This window comes from Loktanella sp. R86503, from assembly GCF_042466455.1.
GTDB lineage: Bacteria > Pseudomonadota > Alphaproteobacteria > Rhodobacterales > Rhodobacteraceae > Loktanella.
In genome coordinates, this window is sequence record NZ_JAXHCI010000002.1 from 2,158,538 (window position 1) to 2,173,167 (window position 14,630).

General features: G+C 55.4%; 10 protein-coding genes and 1 pseudogene. 3 read left to right on the top strand and 8 right to left on the bottom strand.

What is annotated here, in order from left to right; translation table 11 throughout:
• Positions 1 to 77 precede the first annotated feature (77 nt).
• The 3 genes from SJY10_RS11575 to SJY10_RS11585 are packed head-to-tail and all read left to right on the top strand — an operon-like array spanning position 78 to position 5,325.
• Positions 78 to 1,331, top strand: coding sequence for an EH signature domain-containing protein (locus SJY10_RS11575; protein WP_386684644.1), 1,254 nt, complete (start codon positions 78 to 80; stop codon positions 1,329 to 1,331).
• Positions 1,324 to 4,440, top strand: coding sequence for a DEAD/DEAH box helicase (locus tag SJY10_RS11580; RefSeq protein ID WP_386682724.1), 3,117 nt, complete (start codon positions 1,324 to 1,326; stop codon positions 4,438 to 4,440). Before SJY10_RS11575 ends, SJY10_RS11580 begins: the two co-directional genes overlap by 8 nt.
• 24 nt (positions 4,441 to 4,464) lie before the next feature.
• Complete coding sequence (locus tag SJY10_RS11585) at positions 4,465 to 5,325, top strand: hypothetical protein (RefSeq protein WP_386682726.1); 861 nt, start codon at positions 4,465 to 4,467, stop codon at positions 5,323 to 5,325.
• A gap of 189 nt (positions 5,326 to 5,514) precedes the next feature.
• On the opposite strand, the gene SJY10_RS11590 is transcribed toward SJY10_RS11585, so the two are convergent.
• From SJY10_RS11590 to SJY10_RS11625, 8 genes and pseudogenes are all read right to left on the bottom strand, one after another.
• Positions 5,515 to 6,822: an McrC family protein gene (locus SJY10_RS11590; protein WP_386682728.1), complete on the bottom strand. Its 1,308-nt coding sequence runs from the start codon at positions 6,820 to 6,822 to the stop codon at positions 5,515 to 5,517.
• Complete coding sequence (locus tag SJY10_RS11595; protein ID WP_386682730.1) at positions 6,822 to 9,083, bottom strand: McrB family protein; 2,262 nt, start codon at positions 9,081 to 9,083, stop codon at positions 6,822 to 6,824. The genes SJY10_RS11590 and SJY10_RS11595 overlap by 1 nt, the downstream gene beginning before the upstream one ends.
• A gap of 83 nt (positions 9,084 to 9,166) precedes the next feature.
• Positions 9,167 to 10,391, bottom strand: a pseudogene (locus SJY10_RS11600) (IS3 family transposase).
• Positions 10,392 to 10,658: 267 nt separating this feature from the next.
• Positions 10,659 to 11,690, bottom strand: coding sequence for a tyrosine recombinase XerC (xerC, locus tag SJY10_RS11605; protein WP_386682733.1), 1,032 nt, complete (start codon positions 11,688 to 11,690; stop codon positions 10,659 to 10,661).
• A 49-nt stretch (positions 11,691 to 11,739) separates the two neighbouring features.
• Positions 11,740 to 12,168 (bottom strand): helix-turn-helix domain-containing protein, encoded by a 429-nt coding sequence (locus tag SJY10_RS11610; RefSeq protein ID WP_386682736.1) that lies wholly within the window; start codon positions 12,166 to 12,168, stop codon positions 11,740 to 11,742.
• Positions 12,161 to 12,370 (bottom strand): helix-turn-helix transcriptional regulator, encoded by a 210-nt coding sequence (locus tag SJY10_RS11615; RefSeq protein ID WP_386682739.1) that lies wholly within the window; start codon positions 12,368 to 12,370, stop codon positions 12,161 to 12,163. The genes SJY10_RS11610 and SJY10_RS11615 overlap by 8 nt, the downstream gene beginning before the upstream one ends.
• A gap of 103 nt (positions 12,371 to 12,473) precedes the next feature.
• The gene (locus SJY10_RS11620) at positions 12,474 to 13,418 is read right to left on the bottom strand and encodes a hypothetical protein (protein ID WP_386682741.1); all 945 of its coding nucleotides are present in this window, start codon (positions 13,416 to 13,418) and stop codon (positions 12,474 to 12,476) included.
• Positions 13,415 to 14,626 (bottom strand): tyrosine-type recombinase/integrase, encoded by a 1,212-nt coding sequence (locus tag SJY10_RS11625; protein WP_386682743.1) that lies wholly within the window; start codon positions 14,624 to 14,626, stop codon positions 13,415 to 13,417. The genes SJY10_RS11620 and SJY10_RS11625 overlap by 4 nt, the downstream gene beginning before the upstream one ends.
• Positions 14,627 to 14,630 lie beyond the last annotated feature (4 nt).

Below are 14,630 nucleotides of genomic sequence, written 5' to 3' on the forward strand. Positions count from 1 at the left end.
TGCCGAGTACAAGGGCCGACTCGACGCGAACTTTGCTCAGTCGGCTCAACCCGCTTCGGACGCGTACTATGCCGCCAATGGACCAGGTCCGGCGCGCCGTGGAAGGGATACTAACTCGCTGGCCTGATGTCGTCCGCACGCCGGATGACAGGGACCGCGAAAGATTGGCGCTGGAGATGCTACGCCGTACGTCAGACTGGAATTGGGATGGTATAACCACTCAACGCATCATCTCCGCCGCCGTTGCAGTCTTTGACGAGGATCGACGCATGCGATCGGATCTCGCCCCTGTCAGGGATTTCTATCTGTCAGAGATCGAGACCCGCGAACCCGGCGCATTTTTGGACGGAATGGTTGGCGTCTATGTCGACAGCTTTTCCGAAGGCGCATTGCATACGCACGCTCTTGCGAAAGCGCTTGCGCAACGCGCCGACGATCTGGGCAGCCGTCACCGGAAACTCCATGAGGCCGTAACCGGACTATTCCGGCCAGGTGACGCGCCAGGGGAACTGGCGCATCGAATGACCGAGGCCGAAAACAGCTATGAAGAACTGAAACGTATCGGGCTGAGCCGCCCACACACATCCGGCTTGGCGCGGGCTGCCCAGCGCATCTTCCTGTCGCGCCTTGCGCCCGACCTGGCCGAACCTACGGCACGCCGCAAACTGTTCAACTGGCTGACGCCAGAGCACGGCTCTGTTCTGCAGTCCGGCGCAGGCCAGGCGGTGGAGGCCCTTCTAGCAGTCTGGCGTGATTGCACGCCACCTGACGCACTGCGCAACGAGCTTTGCGAAGCGATAATCGCGGGCTGGAACGACCCAAGGCTGCACAGCGGCGGCATCTGGTCAGGGTTTGACCCGACGCTGAAAGCCGTCTTGCTACGCTGGCTTACACATCAGGACATGAAGTTTTTCTGCAATATGGTCACAGCCACACAAAACAGTCACATGTGGGCCCCCCGGCGGGACTTCTGGCTGAAGCTTTATGATGACAAAATGATTGATGAAGCATGGGTAGCCTTTGGATCGGACGCCCGTCTGTATGCACAGCAACACCTCGTGCGGAGCGGCAAGACAGATATGAATTGTCGCTTCGGCCGCCAACTTGACAGAGGTAGCAGCACGTCTTTGCTTATCATGCGCATCGGCAACAAGATCGTCGTCGACGGGTGCCATAGCTACCGCACACATATCTTCCGTTTAGACGATAAGAAGGCTCCGAAGCTCTACGCACGCGACTATTACTGTGACGACATTATGCGCGTATCACGCAACGCGAAATCGCACAGTTCCATTCCAAGTTGGTCGCAGTGGGTCCTTCAACATGTTTGACACAGCCCCCATCCACAACGTCACAGACGACGTCATCGAAATCCGCTTTCCCGAAGCCAAGCAAGGCCTTTTCTCGCGTCTGATGTCAAAGCCTTCAGCGCGCACGTTCACGACCCTCGCGCCAGATGACCGGGATCTGCTGTTTGCCATCGGCGATCTGCGCGCCTGGGGCGACACCCATCCAGGCGAGGTCAACGTGACCGAGGACCACTTGCGCCTTTCCCATGACGCAGCGGCTAGTCTTTCGGGGCCCGCAGCGGAGGTGCTCGGACTTCCTCGCGCCGTCGATCTGATGCTCAAGACTGACGTCACCGGCGTCCTTGGACGCCCTGATTTCAGGCTCCACTACGAATGGGCCAGGCATGGACGCCGCGAAGCTCCAAAACGTGTCGGTGCTCTTCTTATGACGGCCGAAGGCCCCCGTCGCCTGCCACTCTGGATGAAGCGTGCGCTTGATCTGGCAGACACTTTCGATCCCACGCAACCCGTCGAGGATCATTGGCGTGCCCTCGCCGAATTTCGCCGCGCCATCGAGCCCGAAGATGAGATCGACCAAGAAATGCCGGCGAACCGAGAGATGGCGGGCCTGTCCATGACCGCTTTCCTGCGCGGGTTGGAGGTCCGGATTGCCGACCGGTTTTCGATTTCGCCCGATGCATCGCTGAACCAATTTGAGGTCGTGCCATATTCCAGCGAGCGCCTCGACAATAATGGCGTCACTGACGAAATCTCGGAGGCTGATGCAGAACTGACGGGTGAGCCACTCGCCGTCTTCCAGCATCGGTTGCATGCGCGGGGCGCACGGCCAGCCTATCAGCTGGGCAACAACTCCTACCTTGTAATCGATCGCGGGGCCGCGCCCATCCTGGCAGAACTGGCGAGGGTTCAGAAATCCCCGCGCGAGGAACGCCGCGCCTTCGTGGCAAATCCGCGCGCCTTCATTACCGAAGCGGTAAATCGCCATCTGGAAGGGTCGGGCGTACTTGATGGCTTGGATGCGGCCGAGCAGGAAGAAATGGTCGAAGCCATCGCCGGGCCGGCGCTGATCGAAAGCCGCGAATATTCCGAGCGCGTCACCGGTGTGATCGTCTATGAACGCCCCAAGGATGCGATCGAAGGGAGCGGCACGACCTGGTTGCCCGAAGCCTTCGCCCAGCATCTGGTCGAGGCGATCCAGTCCATGCCTGAACCAGATCTCCGCGCATTGCGCGATCACATGGCCGCCGTCCTCGATACTGGACAGGATGCCCCCGCAGAGATCGCAGGCGAAACCGTGCAGATCACGCCTGCACGCCTTGCCGCCATCAGCGGCGAAATCGAACGACGCGAAAAGCTGTCCGCCCCGCAAGCAGAATCAGAGCAGGCGGCCCCGGCAAACGGACCAATCATCCTCGACGCCCTCGACAACTACGAAGAGTTGTCATGGGAGGCGCAACTGCGCCCCCGGACCACATCAATCCCGCGTCGCTTGCCCGATGATATCCGGACGCCGCTCCACCAGCACCAGCACGACAGCTTCAATTGGGCCATGCAAGCCTGGACGGCTGGACTGCCCGGTATTCTGAACGCTGACGAACAGGGGCTCGGCAAGACGCTCCAGACGATCGCGTTCCTTACGTGGCTTAAGGCGCACATGAAACAGTCCGCAGCAGAAAGTCGAGGGCCGATCCTGATCGTGGCCCCGACATCGCTGCTCCGGAACTGGGAGCAGGAAGTGGAAACGCATGTCGAGGGGCGTGGCTTCGGGTCATTGATCCGGCTTTATGGTGGCTCACTCGGTTCTCAGAAACGCCGCAATACACATGGGACAGAAACGCAGTCCGGCCTCCCGCAGCTTGATCTCGAATGGCTCGACGAAGCCTTTGAGGATGGGCGGGCCCATCGATACTGGGTTCTGACGACTTATACGACATTGGCAAATTATCAGCACTCGCTGGGCAAAGTGCGGTTCTCGGCCATGGTGATGGACGAGATCCAGAACATTAAAAACCGCGCTACCCTCGCGTCGAAGGCTGTCGAGGCGATGAACGCCGACTTCCGTATCGGCCTGACCGGCACTCCGATCGAAAACGCGGCAATTGATCTTTGGACGATCATGGACCGGATCGCGCCCGGCTGTCTTGGCTCTGGCTCCGAATTTCGAGATCGATATGGCAACCCCGATGCCGAAAATATGACCGAACTGCACGCTCGCGTCTTCAAGCCGCGCGGTACTGTGCCCCCGCTCGGCTTGCGTCGCCTCAAGGACGAGGTCGCTCAGGATCTGCCGCGGAAGCGCCGCTTTTTGCACCCACGTCTGATGCCAAAGGCGCAGGCGGACGCCTATGATCTGGCGCAGATGAAGCTTGCCAACGGCGGCCCCGGGGCTGCGCTGAAGATGCTGCACCACATCCGCTCGGTCTCGGTCCATCCCGGGGATACCGGGGCAACGCCGCCCGACGCATTCATCGCCAAAAGTGCGCGCCTCGACGCGGTAATGGACATCCTACACCGGATCAAGGCAACAAATGAGCGGGTATTGGTCTTCATTGAACACCGCGACATGCAGTTCCGTTTCGCCGAAATCGTGCGCCATATCTTCGGTCTAGAGCGGATCGGCGTCATTAATGGCAATACGCCAATCCCGCGACGTCAGGAAATAGTCAATCGGTTTCAGCGCCACCTGAAGTCCGATGGCGGCTTCGACATGCTGATCCTCGGCCCGAAGTCCGCTGGCACCGGCCTGACACTTACGGCGGCGACCCATGTCATTCACCTGTCTCGCTGGTGGAACCCGGCGGTCGAAGAGCAATGCAATGACCGCGTTCACCGCATCGGACAGACGCGGCCCGTTTTCGTGCATATCCCGATGGCGCTGCATCCGGAACTGGGGGCCCAGAGCTTCGACTGTCTCCTTCAAAGCCTAATGCAGCGCAAGCGTAAGCTTGCAGAACAGGCGCTTTGGCCGATGGGCGACAACACTGCGGATGTCTCGGGGCTCACGAAAGCGGTGGCTCAACCAGTGCGGGGACAATACACAGTCATTGCAGAGAGCATGGCCGAACAGTTCCGCCGCGACGCGCTCGCAGCTGCCCAACCGGGGCCCGACGGCTCCTACGAACTGACCTGATCCAACACAACGAAAGATAAACAGATGACCGTGACCCGCGGCCTGATCATCGCCGATCCTTGGATTGGGCATATTCTCGACGGCCGGAAGGACTGGGAGATGCGCTCCCAAGCCACCGCGGTGCGCGGCTGGTTCGCACTTATCCGTAAGGGTAGCGGCACTGTAGTGGGGCTTGCGCGGCTTGTGGACTGCGGGAAGGCGTTGAACCAGGCCGAGATGATCGAAAGCCATGAGCACCATTGCATTCCCGAAAGCATGATACGTCGCGGCGAGGTTGCAAAGTGGGTGGTGCCTTGGAAATTGGTCGACGTTCGCCCCCTCATGCAGCCCGTCCCCTACGAGCACCTAAGCGGGGCAGTGACATGGGTAACTTTGTCATCCGAGGTCAGTCAACAGCTGGCACCCTATCACGACTACGGTGTCCACGCCCCCCGATCCTCGACAATGTCGCTCGCCCGAACGGTCGACCATATTGTGTCCCTGTCGGCCGTCGTTGATACTTCAACAGAAACTAGCGTAAGAGGACCGCTGGGAAAGGTACCGTCCCCACCCCTGCCGGAAGGTCCCCGCAGAGAGCTCGGCCAGAGCGTTTTAAGCGGCGGCAATATACGAAACTATCACATGAAGCTGGCACCGATCCTCGGCACTCTACCTCAGGATGTCATTGGCGGCAAAAACAAGTCTAGCTCCGCGCCCCGCAGCCTTATCATCGACTGGGGTGGACCCGAGCCGGTGATAACCGACGTCGACGGCTCAAAAGCAATCTTCCGGGCTAGAGGTTGGGTTCGGCGCTTTTTCGAGTCTTCGCGGGCACGAGAGGGCGATATCGTCATTTTTACAGAGACCGCCCCCTATCGGATCAGCGTGCGTGTCGAACCTAGCTAAAACTACAATTGTGGAGACGAACGTTCAATTTATGGCGCAGACCGCAGCGAAGATCGGTTTTGAAGTGATCCTGTTGAAAAATAGCGGTTCGTTCGCGAAAAAAATTTCAGTCTAAAAAATGATAACCAAAGTGCCAAACCCGCAAACTCTCGCTATAAATGAGGGAGCCTCGGGGGGCAGGTCAGTGGCCTAAACCAACGCACCTTCTGTTGCCAACGTAATGATATTTCTTAAGCGGGCGATCATGTTGTCGCCTTTGGCGACATCCACGCTTGCGGTCTCAATGATCGTCTCCTGGCCCGAAATCCGAAATTTAGCTTGAACGCCCTCTTCATCTGCAAGCTCCCCGTGATGCGGATAAAGCAGCGTCAGTCGAGGGGCTTTGTACAGATGAGCGTAGGCCATCATCTGGTAGACGTCGCCTTGGGAAACCCCTTGCTTGCAATTATCAATGCGCGAGGAGATCCGCTTCCACTTGGTATCGATCACAAGAACAACCTGTCCCGCAAACCGGATCAAGATATCAGGCTTGGTCCGGAACACCGGGCTCTCATCGTCGATCGATGTTAGGCAATGCAGCCTGCCGCCTTGAAGAGCGACCCGGTACTCTGTGCCTGCCAATGCACGTGTGATCAACCGACCAACATACTCTTCGAAAAGAGCATTCATTTCGAACAGGAGTGCCGTCCCACGGCCCGAACCGGCGCTCGTCGTTTGATAGCGATTGCGGAGAAACAACTGGGCCATCCCGAAAAGATCGTGCCACGCGCGGTTGGTCCGGTCGATGACGACTTCTTCCCACTTCAGCGCGGGAACGGAAACTTCGGTAATATCGGCATAGACGAAAGCCAGTTCTCGCAAGCGCTGTTGGTTGCTGGCGTTTCGCGACATTTTGAACAGATGCGCAACGGTCGCTTTCATGATGCGGTTCAGCGCGATGTCATCCGACAAATCATCAAATTTGCACGCAAGCCGCGATGGGTTTGCCGCATGGCGCGTAAACTGACGAGGCAGATCAAGCGCCCCACGTAAGGCCGCGAGGTCATCCTTCTGGGCGATATACCGGCGCGGCATGCCCCGTCGAACGGCATCGGTTAGCTTGTTGCAGAAGATCCGAATAAGAATTTCCAGAAGGGTTTCACGCTGCCAGTCGAGCTCGGTAACCTGCCCCGTTTCGATCTTGAGATCGAGCGCGACCGCAAGCATGTGAACAAGGCGTTTGCGAATGGCCGCATTCTGGAGCACCTCGCCGCCCTGTTGATCGACGTCGATCTTGGGAAGGATTTCAAGACTGCAGCCATTTGCCGCCAGGACGCCGACAACCCCTCGTGCCCGCAGTTCATGACGGCGCTCCTCAAGAACACTGCCACCACCCTTGCCTGCAAAAGCCGATGCCTTCGCCAGCGCCGCAAGACGTCCGGCAAAGTGCTCGGGAATACAGCCGTCCCCTTCACCATGTGGCAGCGTTTCCCATTCGCGCAGAGTGTACGCGGGCATCAGCCAACAAACTCCGAGAAGTCAAACCTGTCTTTAACAGTCCACCTCAGCTTATCCCCGGAGAAGTCGTCTTCGGTCATTCCCGCAGGGGCAGCAATTTGTTTCGCATCAAGGAAACGAGACGGGCCTTGTCCAGAGTCGCCCAGAACAACCGCAACCTTGGACCAGTCCTCGTAAAAATACTCCGCCAGCAATGGGATCACCTTGTCGCGCATGGCGCTATCGATATCCGCTCGCGTCTGGCAGCCAGTGAAATACGCATGACCAATCTGATGTTCCCGATCAAAGAGATACTCGATGCGCTCGTTGACCGTGGACAGAAGTCTTCGCAGATCAACGCCTTCAACGTCCTTCGAGAGAACAGTCGGATCAGGCATTAATTCGCGGAAAGCAAACCGGCGGCGTAGCGCTGTATCCAAGAGAGCGATGGAACGGTCGGCTGTGTTCATCGTACCGACGACGTGCAGGTTTCGTGGCACGCCGAAAGGTTTTTTCGAGTATGGGAGTGTCAAGCTAATCTCGTTGTCCATACCGAGCCGCTTGTCAGGCTCGAGAAGGGTAATCAGTTCGCCGAATACCTTCGAAATATTCGCCCGGTTAATTTCATCGATGATGAGTACATAGCTCTCAGGATCCATCGCAAGCATTCGATTGTCGCCGCCATCATCGTCCAAGCTGTCATCTTTCGGATCTGATGGAATAAGCCAAGATTGATCAGGATGGCTCGCCCATTGGGGCATATTATGATTTTCCCATCCGCCTGTCGGTTCGACTCCCGTCTCCTTACCTTCTTGAATGAGTGCGTGACGATATTGTAGCAATGAAAACCCGGCGGGATTCTCTTCAGCAAGTCGAGTGGCGATATCCTGTGCAACCTGCCGGAAAGTGCCATCGCGTACGGGCGGCATAGTACCTACCGTAAATAGTCGAGACAAGTTTTTATCACCAATTCCATTCGCTGCAGGGCTTCTTAAAGAAGTATCGCAGGCCGCTTCTGCCCGCTCCGAAATGCGACGAAATATCCCGGCAGCGGGTTCCAAGCGAAACCCCGTGTCGGTTGATCCGCTTTCGGCTGTATCGGTAGTTGGCCGCAGACCTTCGACAAATTCCTCGTACGACATCGATTGGTGAAAAGTCACAAATTCGATGCGCCCTTCGCTTACGAGCTTCCGATACACACTCATCAATGCAGATCGTTGACCATTACCTTTCAACCCGGATGCGATCTGCTCACCCAAGCAAAGGCGAACTGCTTCCCATGCCGTTCGATAGGTTTTACCTGTGCCTGGCGGCCCATAGAGGATCAAGTTCACTGCAGAAGGCACAGGTGCTTTTGTTGTATCGGTCACGGCGTCCGCCTCCGCTTGAAAAATGAGCTTATAGGTAAAAGTGGTAGAGCTGCTTGGGTTTGGTTCTGTGCTTGTTGGCGACGTCACTTGCGCCAGTTTTTGAAACTTTTTACCACCGAGAGTCTGGCAAATATTCGGAAAAGCATTCTTCAAACCCATCGCCGCCGCGAGATCTCCTGCGCGAATTGAAACTTGGCTTTCTCTTCTTTCTCGAGCTGGTTCGATAAAATAGTTCATAGCGCACAATCTAATTCGATCGGAACCATCTAATATAAAATCTTCTATTGGCACATCGACGGGCACGTCGTTTTCCCCAACAATGATGAAACCGGCGTTGTGTAGAGCCGCGGCAGAATAATTTGGTCCTGCCCATCCGCCCGAACTAGCCCTATTTCCGTTGACGTAGAAGTTTATCGGCTTAGTCGGGTAAACCCGATTTTCCCGTTCTCGTGTCGAACGCACCCAATAATCGCGAGGTACACCAAAATTGCCAAAAATATCACTGTGCGAACTGTCTTCTCTGAATTTGTCGTAGGCGTCCATTGCAGTTTCAATGGCTTGTCGAGAAATCAATGTACTAACGTCGCCAACTACACCATGATTTGGGATGCCTAAAGCCTGTGCTAGCTCCGGATCAAGTTCGTACCGGACAAGCTTCTGAGCGCCAAACTTAAGATAATTAACTTGCCCACGAGGAAGTGGCTCGCAGCGTGCGGCAAGGCCTTTAATTAGCATTGCGCGAGCAACTTCTAGCCAGTCTTCCACATGAATCGCATCGTCGGCGCGATTACTCGATCCCTTGGGTTTGATTTTAAAAACGGATCTTCCACTGCTACCATGTCGTACCGGCCGATATGGTATGTTTTCTGCGTCGTAGAATACGAGGCGGCGGTCCTGAGTAAGGTTCGTCAACTTAAACTCCTTAACGCACACAGCGTGTTTACGAGCTGCATTTGTTCCGTTGTGTTACATTTAGCTTGGTAATCCTCCCATTTTTAACGGGACGAGTTCGTAGAATTTATGCAGCCCTTTTCAGCTTTCATTGCAGAGGTAATACCGCCGAAGCCCACATTCGGACGGTCGTTGTTGTAAGTCCATAGCCACTGTGTGGCAAAGTGCTGGGCCTCTTCGATACTTATAATGATGTATTGGTCGCGCCATTCGTGCCGGACAGTGCGGCCCATAGCGCTCGATGTAGGCCTTCAGTTGCGGCTGACCCGGCTGGATGTGGGCCAAGGCGATGCCGTGCTCTTCAGCCCAATCCAACAGCGCGTGACTGATATGTTTATTCCGGGGCTTACGCTATCCCACAGAGGCCACAGTCCCCTTCATCGTCGTCCACGCGGATGATCCTGGGTCTGCCGCGCCATTCGATGATGTTATTGAGGCTGCGGATGACCCGTTTCGCGGGCAGTGAGAAGCCCACCTCGATACCCAAGCCTTCCCTGTTAAAGTCGTCTAACACGTCAGCAGTCGGAAAGCGCGGCAGTCTGCCAGTCGATGGACCATGAAGTCCATCGACCAGGTCACATTCGGCCTCTCGGGCACGGCCAGAGCGTCCGGCACGTCCCGCGGTCCGCCGCTTGCGTGGTTTGATCCGCAGGTTCAGCTCCAAGGCACAGTAGATCCGATAAATTCTTTTGTGGTTCCAGGGATGCCCCTTCACGTTGCGAAGGTGTAAAAAGCAAAAACCAAAGCTCCATGTCTTGTGGGCGGCGGTCAAGCCGACCAGCGGGTCAGCGATCAGCTCATTCTCAACGCCGAGCAATGGTTTGTAGCGATAGCACGTCTCGCTGACTCCAAAAGCCCGGCAGGGTGAGACCATTTCCGCCATTGGTCCGAGGACAATGGTCGAACGCGATGCTGCCCCCCGGTGTTACACTGCCTTGACGGCCATCTCGCGACGATGAGATGGCCCTGCCAATTTTTTCCAAGGGCATGCTCAGGTTCTCTCGGACCGATGGCGTTCACCTTCGCAGTTCAGCAGATCAGCCGGCATGCTGAGATTTGCAAACATGCGCTTCAGCCGCCGCATCTCGTCCTCCAGGCTCTTCGTCTGGCTGATCATGGGCGCATCCATGCCGCCATACTTCGCGGTCACTTATAAAAAGACGCCTTGCTCATGCCATGCTCCCGGCACAGCTCGGCAACCGGCAGGCCGGCTTCAGCCTGGCGCAGGATTGCAGGGATCTGGGATTCGCTAAATCTCGTCATCTTCATCAGAATTTCCTCAGGTATCTTGCTCAGAAAATTTTACGCCGGCATCCCCTTAGTTCTCGGGGAGGATTTTCACCTCGCGCAAACGCGGCGCGCCGAAGAACAGCGCAAGGCCCTTTGCCGCGACACGGCTATATTGATACGGTTCAGCGAGAACAGAATTCTATACCGCGTAACGTCTCTTCAGCGGCGGCTGCCGTTATAGAAACGAGGCAACTGATCCTGTCGCGTTGTTTTCCCTTCCTAGCCAGCGACTAGCAATAAAACGGTTTAGTGATCCGCCGACTCTTGTACTCCCTTAATCAATTCACCCTGCCGATCTAATGAAACGGGACAGTAGGCGCTGATGGTCGTTATCACACTGGTATGCCCAATATTCTGCGAAAACGCCTTAAATCCCTCGCGGGTCGGATAGGTCGTGTCCGCCCATTTCACCAATGTCTTCCGGAAAGCGTGCGGCGTGAATGGAGGCAGATCGGCACGGGTGAAGGCGTCTTTGATCACGGCGCGGATCGCGTTGGCGTTTTTGTAAACATCGCGCTGCAGTCCAACCACCCTAAACTCACCATCAACGGGTTTGATCTTGGCGGGCGGGAACAGAGGATCATCCGGGCCAAAAAGGACAACATCGCTTAGGTGCCGCATCCACGACTTGAAAAACGCAAGATACTCCGCGTCCACCGGTAAAAAATACGTCGTGATAGTCTTTGAGTTCTTGGTTCGCACGTCGCGGGCGTCTTGATAGACATAGCCGTCGATCAGATTGATATGCTTGATGCGCAGAGAAGCGACGGCCCCATCCCGTGCCCCGGTCAGCATCAAGAACGCAAACAATGCCTTGTTGCGACGGTCAATCTCAGTCACTTCCGGCATGTACGAAAATGCGTGCCGCGCCATTTGCATAGACGGGTAAGGCGTTTCGCGGGCGGCGCTTGCGATCCGCGCGCCTTTGGCGTCCATGTTGAAATAGTCCGCGTCAGAGTGCCGGACACGGCTCTTGTACCCAATCTGGTCCGCCAGCCAGAAAATGAAGCCCTTGTTAGCAGCCAGTATCGAACGGATCGTTGACTTTGATAAAGGCTTACCAGTCTGCTTGCTGATCTCGCGATTTAGGCGATCATGAAACTTGATGGCTTGCTCGATATGGAAGCGTTTAAAGCTGGCATAGTTAGTGCTCGCCTCAAACCGCAAGATGTCGTCTGATGCCTTATGGACGGTACTTACGTCTTTGCGTTTGGCAACCTTCAGGTATTGCAGGTAGCGGCGTTTGATGCGTTCATTTTCTTCGTTGATTTTGCGCATGGGTCAGCGATCCTTCGTAAGTGTTAATTTAAGCGGGGGTTGACGGTGTCTAATAGGTGTCGCTGCTGCCGCTTTTTTTGAAAGTGAAGATAGCGGCGAACTGTTGGAGCTTTTTCTTCGAGACATAGCGACCGGCGGCCCCGCCACAGTCCGAACAGACGCCCTTTAGGCGAATTGTTTGCGCATTGTTTGGGACGACTTCCACAATCAGGTCGTGGGGGCGCTGAGCGGACTTGCAGGACAGACAATAAAGTTCATCCTGCGCGAGTGGCGACTTAGCCGCTTGGGACCTCGCGCGGATGTAGTCGCGCAAAGCTTGGCCCAAAATCAGATACGGCTTTTGTGCAGCCATCACAGGCAGGCCGTCCCTGATCCAGTTGCGAATTGTCGCCTTCGATTTGCCCAGCGCAAGCGCAGCTTCGCTAACCTCGTAGGTTAGCGAAGCTTTGACTGCCATCGGATTGGCGCGCTTAGTCATTGTCACTGTCCTCGAACAATGCGCGGACATCTTCGGCTTTCCACACAGTCGTGCGCGGGCCAAGCTTTTGAGGGCGAGGAAAGCGGCCATCCTTTACGCCCTGCCACCACGTAGATTTCGATACTGGGATAGGGCCAATAGGCGAAAGAATTTGAGAAAGGCGGACAAATCCTGTGAGCGGGAAGCTATTTTCGTGTTTCATGGTTTCATTCCATCGTTTGTGATGGAACCACGTTCAAGGAAGTGCGGCTTGGTGTTGGTGGATGAAAAATAAAATTTTAACGTTCTGTAATTATTAATAAAATCTATTTTTCGTCTTTTTTCCTGCTTAGTTCGGCCTCTCCATCATCGTCTAAATGAGAGAAGGCGGCGCGGAGGTGCTTCGCTAGATTTTGCTCATCCAATCGAAAGCCAACAAAGTCTCCTGCCGCAACTATCTTTTTGGCGACCTTCGCTGCATCCTTTTTATGCGTCAAACCATAGCTATCATAAGCAGCTGCGAACAAAGCACGCTGAAACATCTCCCGTGTTCTCGCGTGAAGCGGCTTGTCCTGATCGGGTACACTCTTGCGATCCACTTCGGGCACAAGTCTTTTCCGACTTTTGATAATGTCCCCCAACTCATTGGACACTTCGATACCCGACTGCTCGACCCACAAACATAGGTCGCCGAGATGTATTTGGACCGGTCCAAGATCAGGGTCACCGAAGCGGCGGACTAGAAGCTCGAAGTAATCCTCAAGAAAATACAAAATATCGTCGATACGTGTATCTTGGCTATACCCATCGAAAAGAGCATCAAATCTGACGTCCCTTGGCTCAACCCCGACCATCAGAAGTGCGGCCTCTTCTAGCGATATAGTATCAGCAGCCATCCAGTACTTGGGATCAAGAAGAAAGCCCTGCACACTCCACCCCATACCGAACCAAGGTGGACGAGACGCTTTAAGGCGCTCTAATTGTCTAAATAAATCGAAGTGAATACCATGTTTCTTTGTGAGCGGATTGAATGCACTCCCGATGTCTTTCAGGTATTCAGTCCTTAACTCCTCAACAGATTTAAGGGCCAAGATTGAACCTACCCTGTCGCGATATTCTGCCAGTTTTTGGGCGAACTCAGAATGCACTTGGGGGTGATGCGGTCCCACCCCAGGCATAAGTTTAGCCGGCTTCCAATCGGATAGACGATCAAGCGTTCTACGAACAATCTCAGCGATCAGTTCGTCTTTTTCATCGCTAGTTTCAGTCATACATCTATTGCCCTAACAAAGCCAGACAACTGGTCAGCCCACCAATCCGCCAGCTTGACGCGCTCCTCCCAATGCTCACCCCGCGCATAAGCCCTTCGAACCTCATTTTTCTCAACATGAGCCAGCGCGCGCTCGATCGCATCCGGGTTCCAAAGGCCACTCTCGTTTGCCAACGTCGAGAAAGATGCGCGAAAGCCGTGCGCGGTCATCTCTTCCCCGGAATAGCCCAGCCGCCGCAGAGCAGCGTTTAGAGTATTTTCTGACATAGGGCGCGTCCATGTGCGCAGTGATGGGAAAAGATATTCGCTCTTGTTGTTCATCAACTTCAACTCGTCCAGCAGAGCAATTGCCTGGTCCGGCAACGGCACGTTGTGATCGCGGCGCATTTTCATTTTTGCAGCTGGGATCGACCAAACGCGCTCCTGAAGGTCAAATTCCGACCAGACTGCATTTCGGATCTCTCCCGGCCTCTGCGCGAGGATCGCCAGCAACTTCAAACCAATCCGCGTAGTCGCCTGCCCCTTGAAATCGTCGATTTGCGCCAACAGCTGGCCCAGCGCAGTGGGGTCAATGATTGCAGCGCGATGAACGCGTGTTGGGCGGATCAGGGCATCACGCAGCGCATATGTTGGATCTGCCTCCGCGATGCCGCTGGCGACAGCATATCTAAACACCGAACCGATACGCGCGCGCAGACGATGCGCCGTTTCATAGTTACCTTTGGCTTCGACCTTGCGAAGTGTCTTAAGGATCATCGGCGCGGTTATCTCGGTGATCGGCCTACGTCCAAAATCCTGGTTCGCCAGCTTAAGGTGATACTCGGTCTTTGATAGTGTTGCTGCCGACTTTCCCTCCTTGCGCTGCTTGGCAAGAAAGGCGTCGCTGATCTTTTCGAAGGTCTGTCCGTTGGCTTCCAGCCTAATACGCCGATCTTCTTGCTTGGCCTCATTCGGGTCAACACAATTGGCTAATAGCGCTTTGGCGGCATCACGCGCCAATCGGGCCTTTGCAAGTGTAACGGCGGGATAGTCCCCTATTACGAGAAGCTTCTCTTTCCCATCTATCCGATACTTGAACCGCCACGACTTTGCGCCGCTCACCTTGATGAGAATGAAGAGCCCTTCAAAATCGCTGACCTTGTAAGCTTTGTCGCCAGATTTCAGGTTCCGAATCTTAATGTCACTAAGTGGCATGGTGGGGGTACGCACTTTT

Excerpts from the sequence above, each read along its gene's own strand:
- SJY10_RS11580 (WP_386682724.1), top strand. The coding sequence starts at position 1,324 with ATGTTTGACACAGCCCCCATCCACAACGTCACAGACGACGTCATCGAA.
- SJY10_RS11620 (WP_386682741.1), bottom strand. The coding sequence starts at position 13,418 with ATGACTGAAACTAGCGATGAAAAAGACGAACTGATCGCTGAGATTGTT.
- SJY10_RS11585 (WP_386682726.1), top strand. The coding sequence starts at position 4,465 with ATGACCGTGACCCGCGGCCTGATCATCGCCGATCCTTGGATTGGGCAT.
- SJY10_RS11610 (WP_386682736.1), bottom strand. The coding sequence starts at position 12,168 with ATGACTAAGCGCGCCAATCCGATGGCAGTCAAAGCTTCGCTAACCTAC.
- SJY10_RS11615 (WP_386682739.1), bottom strand. The coding sequence starts at position 12,370 with ATGAAACACGAAAATAGCTTCCCGCTCACAGGATTTGTCCGCCTTTCT.
- SJY10_RS11575 (WP_386684644.1), top strand. The coding sequence starts at position 78 with ATGGACCAGGTCCGGCGCGCCGTGGAAGGGATACTAACTCGCTGGCCT.
- xerC (WP_386682733.1), bottom strand. The coding sequence starts at position 11,690 with ATGCGCAAAATCAACGAAGAAAATGAACGCATCAAACGCCGCTACCTG.
- SJY10_RS11590 (WP_386682728.1), bottom strand. The coding sequence starts at position 6,822 with ATGCCCGCGTACACTCTGCGCGAATGGGAAACGCTGCCACATGGTGAA.